Origin of the sequence: Bradyrhizobium sp. (assembly GCF_036009065.1) — a bacterium.
Lineage (GTDB): Bacteria > Pseudomonadota > Alphaproteobacteria > Rhizobiales > Xanthobacteraceae > Bradyrhizobium.
On the sequence record NZ_DASYMN010000419.1, the window covers coordinates 1 to 11753 of the forward strand.

The following is an 11753-nucleotide window of genomic DNA, read 5'->3' on the forward strand; positions in this document are numbered from 1 at the left end:
CGCCGGAAGGGGCGAGGTTCGTTGAAGACGCATAAAGGCTGCGCGGCGGAGAATTATGGGTCCGGCCATAGGCGAGGGAATCCAGATCGCCCCGCGCCTGGACAACGGCGACAGGCGCGGACCTGCGCATGCAGCCCGACAAAGCGAGCGCAGTCAGCAGACAGACGAGAACGGCGCGCGGGCCTCGCATCGGGCAACCCATGACAAGTATCGAGTCCGATTAAGAACTTGCATGGTTAACAAAGCATGACCGCAGCCTCCCCACCGCCGATATCGCGGGGCCGAATGGGCGAATTAACCGGGCGGCAACCTTAATGGAGTGTAATCGCCCTCATCAGGTGGAGTCGTAAGCGTTCCGTGGGAGTGTGCGATGCGTATACCGTTCTGGCGTTCAGGCAAGGACGCGCCGGTCGAGAAGGCCAAAGTTGCGCCCGCCGCTGCAAAGCCGGCGCCGACCTACAGGGCCGCACCGGCGGCTGTTTCCGACTTCGGCGACCTCGATCTGCGCGCGATCGGGCAGGCGCTGAACCGCAAGCGATCCTGGATCATCGTTCCGACGCTGCTGGCGCTGGTGCTCTCGATCGTCACCGTCAACCTCGTTCCGCCGCGCTACAAATCCGAAGCGCGTATCCTGATCGACGGCCGCGAGAACGTATTCCTGCGGCCCAATGGCGAGCGCGACGATCAGCGCAATACGGTCGACCCCGAGGCCGTCACCAGCCAGGTCCAGCTGTTGCTGTCGCGCGACCTGGCGCGCGAGATCATCAGGAAGAACAAGCTCGCCGACCGGCCCGAATTCGATCCGGTGCTGCAGGGGCTTTCCCCAGTGAAATCGCTGCTGGCCTTGTTCGGCATCGGCCGCGATCCCTTTAGTCTCACGCCGGAAGAGCGCGTGCTCGACGCCTATTTCGACCGGCTCACCGCCTATGCCGTGGATAAGTCGCGCGTCGTGGTGATCGAGTTTCAGTCGCGCGATCCTGATCTGGCGGCGAAGGTCGCCAATTCGATCGCTGAAAATTATCTGGTGCTGCAGCAGAACGCGCGCCAGGAGCAGGCCAAAGCCGCGGGGCAATGGCTGTCTGGCGAGATTGACAGCCTGCGCAAGAAGGTTGGCGAGGCCGAATCGCGGGTGGAGGATTTCCGCTCCAAGTCCAGCCTGTTCGTCGGCACCAACAACACCACGCTGTCCAACCAGCAGATGGGCGAACTCAATACCCAGTTGAACAATGCCCGTGCGCTGAAGTCCGACGCCGAATCCAAGGCGCGGCTGATTCGCGAGATGCTGCAGTCGGGCAAGCCGATCGAAGCCTCCGACGTGCTCAACTCCGAACTGACCCGGCGTCTGTCGGAACAGCGCGTCACGTTGCGCGCGCAACTGGCCGAACAGTCCTCGACGCTGCTGGACGCTCATCCGCGCATCAAGGAGCTCAAGGCCCAGCTCGCCGATATCGATCGCCAAATCCGCGAGGAAGCCAGCAAGCTTTCGCGCTCGTTCGAGAACGATTCGCGCATTGCGGCCGGCCGGGTCGAGAGCCTCAGTGCCAGCCTCGAAGTGTCGAAGAAGCAGGCGACTTCGACCAACGGCCAGGACGTGCAGCTGCGCGCGATGGAACGCGAAGCCAAGGCGCAGCGCGACCTGCTGGAATCCTACCTCGCCAAATACCGCGAGGCGACCGCGCGCGAAAATATCGACGCCGCCCCCGCCGACGGCCGCATCATTTCCCGGGCGCTGGTGTCCAACACGCCGGCCTTCCCCAAGAAGCTGCCGATCGTGCTGATCGCGACCCTGGCGACGTTGATGCTCAGCGCCGGCTGCATCGCCACCGCTGAACTGCTGCGCATGACGGCGCCGCGCGCGCCGGCGGCGTTCGCAGCGGCTGCTGTTCACGCCGCGGAACCGGTGGTCGCTTCTCCCCCCACCGTGCCGGCGATGCGTGACGCCGCTGCCGAACCTGCGGCCCCCGTCACCGAGATCGGCCAACTCGCCGAAGCATTGCTTGGCGCCGGCGACGCCGCCCGCAAGGTCGCGATTCTAGGAACCGGGCAGGGCGAAAGCATCACGCTGACGGCGCTGACCCTTGCCCGGCTGCTGGCGCGCCAAGCCAAGGTGGTGGTGGTGGACTTGTCCGGGTCCTCGCCGGCCTTTGCGGCGGTGTCGGCCGATCCGATGGCGCCGGGGCTGGCGGAACTGATGCTGGGCGAAGCGTCCTTCGCGCAGGTCATTACCCGGGACCGGCTGTCGCGGGCCCATTTGGTGACCGCCGGACGCCAGGGCGCGGACCGTTCATTGCTGCAGTCGCCGCGGCTGGCGCTGGCGCTCGATGCGCTGCTGGGTGTGTACGACCACGTGCTGCTCGATGCCGGCACCGCGTCCGACCTGCCCGCAGAGCTTTTGACATCGAATGCGCGCGCGGTGGTGGTGCCGGACGGGTCGATGACGGCAGAGGCGCGCAAACTGATGGCAGATCAGCTCAGGGAAGTCGGCTTCACCGACGTGGCGATGCTGAGCAAGCCGTCGCAGCCGGCCGATATCGTCGAGCCCGGCCCGCGCGTGGTTGCGGCCTGAGATTCAAAGTTCGTCATGCCCGGGCTTGTCCCGGGCATCAACGTCTTTTTTGCTGAGATCACGGAGAGAAGACGTGGATGGCCGGGACAAGCCCGGCCATGACGATTTCGTGCCCCGGACGCAGCGCAGCGCGTAGCTCTTGCGAAGCGGTGCGCTGCAGAGCCGGGGCCCAGCTTGCTTTCTTGAACCGGGGTCCCGGCTCTGCGGAGCGGCATGAAGAATGCCGCGTCCGGGACACGGCTCTAGCGCTGCAGCACGCCGCGCGCCCGCTGCGCGATCTGCATCAGCGCCGGCGTGTGTTTTATCAACCGCTTGGCGCGCATCAGCGATGACAGGCCGGCCGCGGCGACCTTGCCGCGCAGGCTGAGCGGGATAAAACTGTCGAAGATCGGCTCGTCGTCCTTGCAGAACAGCCGCTTGTAATCGTCCGATCCGATCCCGAGATCGAGCGAGGTGACGCCGCGCTCGGCGTAGTGATCGATGATGTCGCGCATCAGGATCAGCCCGGGGCTGTATTTGGAATTGCCCGACAGCGTGTAGGTGTTGAACATCATCGAAAAGCGCTTGTCGTCGGCGACGCCGGCGAAGATCGCGATCACTTCCTCGTCGCATTCCAGCGCGTGGATATCGATGGCATGGCCGCCGCCGCCAAGCCTGGTCATGCAGGCGTCGCGGATGAAATCCTCGATGCCGGGATCGGCGAACACGTTGGGCAGCTGCTGCGCCGCCATGCGCTGCGGTTTTATCGCGAAGAACCAGTCGAGCAGCCGTTTGATGTCGGTGTCCGATGTGGCGAGGCGGTAGCCATAACCGGGCAGCGTCTGCAGCTTGCGTTCCTTGCCCTTGAGCCGGCGCCGGAACGAATTGCTGACGCGCGATGCCGGCGGCGCGCCGGGCGCCATCGTCAGCAGCGGACAGTCATTGGCCGAGACCTGGTTCGGCAACAGGGCAAGCGGATTGGCCAGGTCGATCCAGCGCCGCGGCTGCTGGGTCAGCGCCAGCACGTCGGCCTGCGCATGACCGCGGATTCCCGACATCAGCGCGTCGATATCGGTCCTGGCCGCGCCGACGGCGAAATCCTTGTCCCACAACGCCATGTTGAAGGTCGCATGCTTGCCGCCGAGAAATCTTGCGGTTCGCACGGCGTTCTCGCGACGCACCCCGAGCGGAAGCAGCAGCAGCGGCTGGCGCTCTTTGTCTCGGGCGATGACGATGAACGGCCGGATGCCGTCGCGTGTCCCGACCTGACGTTGCCATGCGACCAGAAAATCGAAGCGCTGATACGGCGTGGAAAATTGGCTGGATTGTTCGAGCGCGCGCCAGACGGTTTCCGCCTCGCGCATGTCGCTGACGACATCGACGCGCGCAATACGGCTCGTCTCCGGCCACGCCCGCGTTTCCGCCCGGCTTTCCATCACGGCCGCCATGGTCATCGCACCACCCGTATTTTGACAGTTTGTTTATATTTTTCAGCGTCGGCGGACCTTTGCAGGGAAATGTCAACAAAGGGTAATGACAATGCGGCGGCGGCGGAAACTGCATTGAAGGCTTGGCGGTGTCATCCGGGGGTCGATTCTTGACGGGCGTAGGGTGGCGGCTCGCCTATTTCAGCGGTTATGCGCGCCTGATGGAGCGGCGCACCGGCGGGGCCGGTGCGATCCTGCGTTTCGAGCACGTGCGGCCAGCGCGCAGCGCGGATTTTCAGCCGCGCAGAACTCATGAGATCACCCCGCAGTTTCTCGACCGCACCATCCGCGCGCTAAAACGCTGGAAGTTCGAGTTCGTCTCGATGGATGAGGTCTGCCGCCGCGCCGCCGGCCCCAGGCCGCCGCGCCGGTTCGTGTGCCTGACCTTCGACGGCGCCACGCGCGACCTGATGACATCGGGCTATCCGGTGCTATCGCGGCACGCCGTCCCGTTCACGGTTTACGTGCCGACGGCGTTTCCCGACGGTCTCGGCGAGGCATGGTGGCTGGCGCTGGAGGCGCTGATTGCGCACAACGACCGCATCGCGCTGGTGATGGATGGCAGGGAACAGCGCTTCGAGATCGCGGACGCCGATCGGAAAGCTCAGCTTTACGATTTGCTTGAACGATGGATGCGCTCGCTGGCGCCGCCGGATCTGTCGGTGGCGATCAACGATCTGTGCAAGCGCTATTCTGTCGATCTTGCAGGCTTGTCGCGCGAGGCGTCGATGAGTTGGGACGATCTGGCGAGCCTTGCGGCCGATCCGAACGTGACGATCGCAAGCATGACCGTGAACGCGCCGGTCCTGACCAGTCTGAAGGATGCGGCGGCCTCGCGCGAAATCTCGATGGGAAGGGCGGTGGCGCAGTCCGCGTTCCACCGCGATATAATGCATTTCGCCTATCCGTTCGGCGACCGCGGATCGTTCAACCGGCAGCATGTGATACTGGCCCGGGAGGCCGGCTTTGCCAGTGCAGTGACGGCGTTGCCCGGAGTGATCCTGGCCGAAGGCCGGTCGAATTTGCACGCGCTGCCCCGCATCGCCTGGGATGGACGCCAGCGCTCGCTGCGGGCGATGCGGGTGATGCTGTCGGGTGTGATGTTGTCGAAGGCCGCAAACTAAATTCTTGTGCCCCGGACGCAGCGCAGCGCGTAGCTCTTCGCGGAGCGGTGCGCTGCAGAGCCGGGGCCCACACTTCAGCATCAAGCCCGCGCATGACGACGTCTTGGTTGGCGGGTCCCGGTTCTGCGAAGCAGCGTGAAGAACGCTGCATCGCGCCCGGGACACGTTCACGCATCCGGCCGCGACATCCAGCTGATGATCGGCATTGCCGGCAGCACCCAGCCGATGCCGGCCACCACATAGAAGATCGCCTGATAGAGTTTTGAAGCTGATAGCCACGGCATCTGCGCCACCGCCATCCCGAGCAGCGACCACACCACCACCAGCACCAGCAAAGCGATGGTTCCAACGAATTTGCGGGTGCGGATTCTCATGACGGCAATGTGCGGCTGGTTGGGGCGGCGCGCCTTGGCGCGCGGGAAGCGGCGGACTATAAGGTGCGCGCCAATTCATTCAAGCTGCGAATTTGATGATCGAACTTGCCTCACACAAACCCCCGCGCGCGGTCCGCTGGTGGCTCGCGACCATCGCGGTGCTGATCGCGATCATGGTGCTGGTCGGCGGCGCGACGCGGCTCACCGAATCCGGGCTGTCGATCGTGGAATGGAAGCCGGTCACCGGAACCCTGCCGCCGCTGAATGACGCTCAGTGGCGGGAAGCCTTTGAGGGCTATCAAACCATCCCGCAATATCGCGAACTCAATGCCGGCATGAATCTGGCCGAATTCAAGACCATCTTCTGGTGGGAGTGGAGCCACCGGCTGCTCGGCCGCGTCATCGGCATCGCCTATCTCTTGCCGTTCCTGTGGTTCCTCTGGCGCGGCGCGCTGAGCACTGAGCTGAAGCGGCGGCTGTGGGTCATCTTCGCCCTCGGCGCGCTGCAGGGCGCGGTGGGCTGGTGGATGGTGGCGTCCGGCCTGACGCAACGGGTCGAGGTCTCGCAACTTCGCCTCGCCACGCATCTGGTGCTGGCGCTGCTGATTTATGCCGCCATCGTCTGGACACTGCGGCGCGTAAGCGAACGGCAATCGGTCGTTGCCTCGCCGCGATTGAAAATCACAAGCCTGATGCTGCTGGCGCTGACCTTCGTGCAGCTTTATCTCGGCGCGCTGGTGGCAGGCCTCCGCGCGGGGCGCGTCTACAATACCTGGCCGGAGATCGACGGCGCGCTGGTTCCTTCCGCGGCGCGGCTGTTCTTCGAAGCGCCGTGGTGGCGCAATCTGTTCGACAACACGCTGACGGTGCAGTTCGAGCATCGCATGGGTGCCTATGCGCTGCTCACGCTGGCGGTCGTGCATGCCGTCGATGCCGTTCGTTCGCGCGCCGGACCCGCCGCCGCCGGCGGCGCGATCTGGCTCGCGATAGCGGTTACGTTGCAGGCGGCGCTGGGCATCCAGACGCTGCTGCACCAGGTTCCGATTGTGCTGGGGCTCGCGCATCAGGCGATGGCAATCGTGGTGCTGACACTGGTGATATTGCAAGCCGAGCGGTTGGCGGCAGGGCAGAGCAGCCGTAGGGTGGACAAAGCCGTCGGGTCGCACGAATGCGCGCCCGATGAGCGTGCCCACCATCGTGCCGAGATCGAAAATGGTGGGCACGGCGCAAGCGTGCCTTTGCCCACCCTACGCAACTGAAATTGAACGATTCTAATTTCTGAAGATATTCAAAAGTCCTTTATTCGCAGCGCTTTTACGTGCGTGCTGACAAAATTGTGTGAGTGCGCGCCTTTACATGCGGCGTTCGCGCGATAAAACCAGCCTACCTAAGGAACACAGGCTCGTTCATGTCATCCGCATTCATCCAGGCTGCCGTCATCCTGCTGCGCGAAGGCCTCGAGGCAATGCTGGTGATCGCGGCGCTCGGCGGCTATCTGACCAAGGCCGGCGCCGGCCATCGCATCAACGCGCTCTATGGCGGCGCGCTCGCCGCAGTCGGCGCCAGCATCATCGCGGCATGGCTGTTCGCGGTGCTCAATTCCGGCGAGCACAGCGACATCCTCGAAGGCATCATCATCCTCGCCGCGGCAGCCCTGATGCTCTATGTCAGCGGCTGGCTGATGGTGAAGCAGGATCCACGAGGCTGGCAGGATTACCTCGCGCACAAGGCCGATGGCGCGCTGGCCCAGGACACCGTGTGGGCGGTCGCCGCGCTGGCGTTTCTCGCGGTGTTCCGCGAAGGCGCCGAAACCGTGCTGTTCATCAATGCGCTCGCCACCACCGAGGGCGGCTGGAGCGCCGGGCTGTTTGCGGGGCTCGGTGCTGCAACGGTTGGGCTTGTTGTGCTGTTCTATTTCATCAACCTGATCGCGCGGAAAATCCCGTTGCGGCCGCTGTTCATCATCACCTCGGCATTCCTGTTTGCGATGGCCATCAAATTCATCGGCGAGGCGGTGCAGGAATTCCAGGAGCAGGCGATCGTTTCGGTCACCGAGCTCAAAGGCGCGGCGTGGCTTGGCGTCATTGGCTTGAATTCGACCGTCGAGGCTTTGTCGATCCAGCTGCTGGTGATCCTGTTCGCGCTGGCGACCTATTCGGTGTTCCAGCGCAACGCCCGGCTGTCGCGCGAGGACAAGGCGATGCGAGCGGTGAAGAGGTAGACTCGTGTCCCGGGCGCGATGCGGCATTCTTCATGCCGCTTCGCAGAACCGGGACCGTACCAAGCAACACTGTGATTGCCGGGCCTGACCCGGCAATCCATCCTCTTCGAAAGACTCTTGCGAAGGGGATGGATTGGCGGGTCAAGCCCGCGCATGACGAAAGGTTGGTGTTCGTGACGGCCCCGGCTCTGCAGCGCACCGTTCCGCAAGGGCTACACGCTGCGCTGCGTCCGGGGCGCGAGGGCGGTTAACTCCCCAGCGCTTGCTCCAGATCGGCGATCAGATCTTCCTTGTCCTCGATCCCGATCGAAAGCCGCACGATATCCGGACCCGCGCCGGACTTTACCTTTTGCGCGTCGTCGAGCTGGCTGTGCGTGGTCGACGCCGGGTGAATCACCAGCGAGCGGGTGTCGCCGACATTGGCAAGATGCGAAAACAGTTTCAGGTTCGACACCAGATTGACGCCGGCCTCGTAGCCGCCCTTGAGGCTGAAGGTGAACACGGCGCCGGCGCCCTTCGGCGCGTATTTGCGCGCGAGGTTGTTGTATTTGTCGCTTGCAAGCCCCGCATAATTGACCGACGCCACCGCCGGATGCGCCGACAGCCATTCCGCAACCGCCTTGGCGTTCTCGCAGTGCTTTTGCATCCGCAAGGGGAGCGTTTCGATGCCGGTGAGGATCAGGAACGCGTTGAACGGCGACAGCGCCGGTCCGAGGTCGCGCAAGCCGAGCACCCGGCATGCGATGGCAAAGGCAAAATTCCCAAAAGTCTCCTGCAGCTTGATGCCGTGATATTCCGGCCGCGGCTCGCTCAGCATCGGATATTTGTTGTCCTTCGACCAGTCGAAGGTCCCGGCGTCGACGATGATGCCGCCGATCGAATTGCCGTGGCCGCCGAGAAATTTCGTCAGCGAATGCACGACGATGTCGGCGCCGTGATCGATCGGGCGGATCAGATAGGGCGTCGCCAGCGTGTTGTCGACGATCAAGGGGACGCCGGCCTTGCGCGCCACCGCCGAAACCGCCTCGATGTCGGTCACGGTGCCGCCGGGGTTGGCGATCGACTCGACGAAAATCGCCTTGGTGTGCGGCGTCACCGCGCGCTCAAAACTTGAGATGTCGTCGGAATCGGCCCACACCACGTTCCAGCCAAAACTCTTGAAGGCGTGGGTGAACTGGTTGATCGAACCGCCATAGAGTTTTCGCGCGGCGATGAATTCGTCGCCGGGCTGCAGCAATTGCTGCATGACGATCACTTGGGCGGCGTGGCCGGAAGCCACCGCGACGGCCGCGGTGCCGCCTTCCAGCGACGCGACGCGCTCTTCCAGCACCGCGTTGGTCGGGTTCCCGATTCGAGTGTAGATATTGCCGAACGCCTGCAGCCCGAACAGCGATGCTGCATGATCGGCGTCGTTGAACACGAACGACGTCGTCTGATAGATCGGCGTCACCCGCGCGCCGGTGGTGGGATCGGGCTGGGCGCCGGCATGGACGGCGAGGGTGGCAAATCCCGGAAGACGGTCGGTCATTCTATTGTTTCCTCTATTGCGTCATGCGCGGGCTTGACCCGCGCATCCATCATTCTTCGAAAGAGTCTTTGAAGAAGATGGATTGCCGGGTCAAGCCCGGCAACGACGTGGAAAGCGCTGCGTCACACGCCGCCGGCTTTGTCCTTCGCTGCGCGGTCGGAGGCTGCGGTTTCGCCGCCGCCGACGCTCATGCGGTTGAGCGACAGCCGCATGCCCTTGGTCGGCATCGGGGCGCGTTTCGAACTCAGCGTGCGCGAGTTGACGCCCATCCAGGAAATCTCCGAGGACAGCCGGCCGTATTCGATCTTCGGGCACCGGTTCATCACCACCTTGAGCCCGGCGGCTTCGGCTTTCGCGGCGGCCGCGTCGTCGCGGGCGCCGAGCTGCATCCAGATCACCTTCGGCGGCGGCATAAGCTTCAGCGCTTCATCGACCACCGGCATGATGTGGCTGGAGTTGCGGAAAATGTCGATCATGTCGATGGGACGGCCGATATCGGCCAGCGACGCCACGAACGGTTTTCCCACCAGGTTTTTTCCGACATGGCCGGGATTGACCGGGATCATGTCGTAGCCGCGCTCGGAGAGATACTTGAACGCAAAGTAGCTCGGCCGCACATTGACCGGGGAGGCGCCGACCATCGCGATGGTCTTTACGCCGTTGAGGATCTCGCGGATGTAGGCGTCGGGGTAAGCGTCGTGGTTCATTTCAACATTTCCGATCCGTCATCCTGAGGAGCCGCGCGCTTGCGCGGCGTCTCGAAGGATGGCCGCAGGCTCCGGCGCTCGCAGCCCATCCTTCGAGGCTCGCCGAAGCACGCGATGCTCTCGCATCGCGAGGCGAGCACCTCAGGATGACGGTGGTGGGTGCGGCTGTCACCGGTCCTGCCACTTCGGCGCGCGCTTTTCGATGAAGGCGCCGATGCCTTCCTCGGCGTCGCGGGCCAGCATGTTCTCGGCCATCACCTCGGAGGCGTAGCGATAGGCCTCGCTTAAGCTCATTTCGGCCTGGCGGTAGAATGCAGCCTTGCCGATCTTGACGGTGTAGGCGGATTTGTTCGCGATCCTTTGCGCAAGCGCGATGGCTGCGTCGCGCTCGGCGCCGGCCGCGACCACGCGGTTGATCAGGCCTATGTCCCGTGCGGCGTTGGCCGAAACCGGCTCGCCGGTCAGCAGCATTTCCATGGCGTGCTTGCGCGCCACGTTGCGCGACAGCGCCACCATCGGCGTCGAGCAGAACAGCCCGATGTCGACGCCGGGCGTTGCAAATGTCGCGGTCTCCGAGGCGACCGCGAGATCGCAGCTCGCAACCAGCTGGCATCCGGCGGCCGTGGCGACGCCCTGCACGGCGGCGACGACGGGCTTTGGCAATTGCACGATAGCCTGCATCATCGCGCTGCAGGCGTTCATCATGTCAGCAAAATAGGCGCGTCCGCGATCGGGATCGGCGCGGCGCGCGCTAAGCTCCTTCATGTCGTGGCCGGCGGAAAACGCCGTACCGTTGGCCGCGATCACCACCGCGCGCACGTTTGCATCATCGCGAATGTCCTTCAGCGCCGCGTGCAGCTCCGCGATCATGCCTTCCGACAGGCTGTTGCGGGCTGCGGGACGATTGAGTGTCAGCACGGCGATGGGGCCTGCCATCTCGCGCAGGAGAATCGGGGCTTGCGGCGCGCTCGCGCGGACGGTCTGGGCGGTCATCGAAAGTTCCACTTGGGCAGGCCCTTCATCTTATTGTAACAGTCCGCGTGTGGCGAGGGCAGGCGGAGCGATATGACGATTGCAAAAATGAGCGTGGCTGAGCTCGATGCGTTTCTGCTCAAGGAGTTTCCACAGGCCTTCGCCAGCGGCGACATCAGCATCGAACGTGCCGACGGCGAAAGCTGCCTGATCCGGGAACGTTTTCACGATCGGATGCTGCGTCCCGGCGGAACGGTTTCTGGGCCGACCCTGATGGCATTAGCCGATGTCGCCATGTATGTGGTGCTGCTGTCCGCGATCGGCCCGGTCGGGCTGGCGGTCACGACCAATCTCAACATCAATTTTTTGCGTAAAGGGCAGCCGGGACAGGACGTGCTCGCCGCGGCAAAGCTGCTGAAACTCGGCAAGCGCCTTGCGGTCGGCGAGGTCAGCTTGCTATCGGGAACGTCGCCCGATCCGATCGCCCATGTCACCGCGACCTATTCCATTCCAAATGCTTGAGGTTTTATACGGTAATATCACACCATATTTATAAGCTATTGTTTTTGCTTACTTATTCAACGGTTTCCGGCATTGACGTCGGCCACCCGCTTCTCTAGAAACCGCGCAGTCCGGCGCCCCGGTGCCGATGTCTCCTTTTCACGGATTTCCTCACATGAAAACGTTTTCGGCAAAGCCCGCCGAAGTGACGAAGAAGTGGGTGCTGATCGACGCCAAAGGTCTGGTGGTCGGCCGGCTCGCCACCCTCGTCGCGATGCGGCTGCGCGGCAAGCA

General features: G+C 63.8%; 11 protein-coding genes. 6 read left to right on the forward strand and 5 right to left on the reverse strand.

Annotated elements, in window-relative coordinates; all coding sequences use genetic code 11:
• Positions 1 to 370 precede the first annotated feature (370 nt).
• Positions 371 to 2566, forward strand: coding sequence for an exopolysaccharide transport family protein (locus VGP39_RS25135; protein WP_327570796.1), 2196 nt, complete (start codon positions 371 to 373; stop codon positions 2564 to 2566).
• Positions 2567 to 2808: 242 nt separating this feature from the next.
• On the opposite strand, the gene VGP39_RS25140 is transcribed toward VGP39_RS25135, so the two are convergent.
• The gene (locus VGP39_RS25140) at positions 2809 to 3999 is read right to left on the reverse strand and encodes a GNAT family N-acetyltransferase (protein WP_327570797.1); all 1191 of its coding nucleotides are present in this window, start codon (positions 3997 to 3999) and stop codon (positions 2809 to 2811) included.
• 122 nt (positions 4000 to 4121) lie between these two features.
• On the opposite strand from VGP39_RS25140, the gene VGP39_RS25145 reads away from it, so the two are divergent.
• Positions 4122 to 5156, forward strand: a complete 1035-nt coding sequence (locus tag VGP39_RS25145) for a polysaccharide deacetylase family protein (protein WP_327570804.1) — start codon at positions 4122 to 4124, stop codon at positions 5154 to 5156.
• Positions 5157 to 5323: 167 nt separating this feature from the next.
• Here VGP39_RS25145 and VGP39_RS25150 read toward each other — a convergent pair whose 3' ends face one another.
• Positions 5324 to 5530: a DUF2842 domain-containing protein gene (locus VGP39_RS25150; protein ID WP_327570798.1), complete on the reverse strand. Its 207-nt coding sequence runs from the start codon at positions 5528 to 5530 to the stop codon at positions 5324 to 5326.
• Positions 5531 to 5625: 95 nt separating this feature from the next.
• Here VGP39_RS25150 and VGP39_RS25155 point away from each other — a divergent pair, with 95 nt between their 5' ends.
• Together VGP39_RS25155 and VGP39_RS25160 are read left to right on the forward strand one after the other, a co-directional pair.
• A complete protein-coding gene (locus tag VGP39_RS25155; protein ID WP_327570799.1) occupies positions 5626 to 6789 on the forward strand; it encodes a COX15/CtaA family protein in 1164 nt (387 codons plus the stop codon).
• Between the two features lie 113 nt (positions 6790 to 6902).
• The gene (locus tag VGP39_RS25160) at positions 6903 to 7751 is read left to right on the forward strand and encodes an FTR1 family iron permease (protein WP_327570805.1); all 849 of its coding nucleotides are present in this window, start codon (positions 6903 to 6905) and stop codon (positions 7749 to 7751) included.
• 247 nt (positions 7752 to 7998) lie between these two features.
• Here VGP39_RS25160 and VGP39_RS25165 read toward each other — a convergent pair whose 3' ends face one another.
• From VGP39_RS25165 to VGP39_RS25175, 3 genes are all read right to left on the reverse strand, one after another.
• Positions 7999 to 9279 (reverse strand): O-acetylhomoserine aminocarboxypropyltransferase, encoded by a 1281-nt coding sequence (locus VGP39_RS25165; RefSeq protein ID WP_327570800.1) that lies wholly within the window; start codon positions 9277 to 9279, stop codon positions 7999 to 8001.
• Between the two features lie 122 nt (positions 9280 to 9401).
• Positions 9402 to 9986 carry a CoA-binding protein gene (locus VGP39_RS25170; RefSeq protein ID WP_327570801.1) on the reverse strand — a complete coding sequence of 195 codons (585 nt, stop codon included), beginning with the start codon at positions 9984 to 9986 and terminating at the stop codon, positions 9402 to 9404.
• A 168-nt stretch (positions 9987 to 10154) separates the two neighbouring features.
• Entirely contained in the window at positions 10155 to 10979 is an 825-nt protein-coding gene (locus tag VGP39_RS25175) for an enoyl-CoA hydratase (protein ID WP_327570802.1), read from the reverse strand.
• Positions 10980 to 11051: 72 nt separating this feature from the next.
• Here VGP39_RS25175 and VGP39_RS25180 point away from each other — a divergent pair, with 72 nt between their 5' ends.
• Positions 11052 to 11480: a PaaI family thioesterase gene (locus VGP39_RS25180; protein ID WP_327570803.1), complete on the forward strand. Its 429-nt coding sequence runs from the start codon at positions 11052 to 11054 to the stop codon at positions 11478 to 11480.
• A 154-nt stretch (positions 11481 to 11634) separates the two neighbouring features.
• The coding region (locus VGP39_RS25185) for an uL13 family ribosomal protein (RefSeq protein ID WP_327570806.1) at positions 11635 to 11753 on the forward strand (119 nt) is incomplete at its 3' end.

Excerpts from the sequence above, each read along its gene's own strand:
- VGP39_RS25135 (WP_327570796.1), top strand. The coding sequence starts at position 371 with ATGCGTATACCGTTCTGGCGTTCAGGCAAGGACGCGCCGGTCGAGAAG.
- VGP39_RS25140 (WP_327570797.1), bottom strand. The coding sequence starts at position 3,999 with ATGACCATGGCGGCCGTGATGGAAAGCCGGGCGGAAACGCGGGCGTGG.
- VGP39_RS25150 (WP_327570798.1), bottom strand. The coding sequence starts at position 5,530 with ATGAGAATCCGCACCCGCAAATTCGTTGGAACCATCGCTTTGCTGGTG.
- VGP39_RS25155 (WP_327570799.1), top strand. The coding sequence starts at position 5,626 with ATGATCGAACTTGCCTCACACAAACCCCCGCGCGCGGTCCGCTGGTGG.
- VGP39_RS25165 (WP_327570800.1), bottom strand. The coding sequence starts at position 9,279 with ATGACCGACCGTCTTCCGGGATTTGCCACCCTCGCCGTCCATGCCGGC.
- VGP39_RS25170 (WP_327570801.1), bottom strand. The coding sequence starts at position 9,986 with ATGAACCACGACGCTTACCCCGACGCCTACATCCGCGAGATCCTCAAC.
- VGP39_RS25175 (WP_327570802.1), bottom strand. The coding sequence starts at position 10,979 with ATGACCGCCCAGACCGTCCGCGCGAGCGCGCCGCAAGCCCCGATTCTC.
- VGP39_RS25180 (WP_327570803.1), top strand. The coding sequence starts at position 11,052 with ATGACGATTGCAAAAATGAGCGTGGCTGAGCTCGATGCGTTTCTGCTC.